Consider the following 423-nt stretch of genomic DNA (forward strand, 5'->3'; position numbering starts at 1 on the left):
ACGACTCTGACCATCACCATCCACGGCACCGACGACGCGCCGGTTGCGGTCGCCGATACCGGCGACGCCACCGAGGCCGGCGTCAATCCCGACGGCAGCGCCAACGCCGGCACGCATGCGACCGGCAACGTGCTCGCCAACGACACCGACGTCGACAACCCGCACAGCGACCTCGTCGTGAGCGCGGTGACCGGCGGCACGGTTGGTTCGCCGCTGGCCGGCAGCCACGGCACGGTGACGATCAATGCCAACGGCACCTATGACTATGCCATCAACGATGCCGACCCCGCGGTGCAGGCGCTCAACGTCGGCGGCACGCTGACCGACAGCTTCACCTACACGGTTTCGGACGGCCAGGGCGGCACCAGCAGCACGACTCTGACCATCACCATCCACGGCACCGACGACGCGCCGGTTGCGGTC

The 423-nt window shown here is 68.8% G+C and carries 1 protein-coding gene; it reads left to right on the forward strand.

What is annotated here, in order from left to right:
* Nucleotides 1-423: VCBS domain-containing protein (locus AC066Y_RS43330; protein ID WP_478279150.1), on the forward strand; the 423-nt coding region annotated here is incomplete at both ends.

Source organism: Bradyrhizobium sp. USDA3010 (assembly GCF_056429065.1).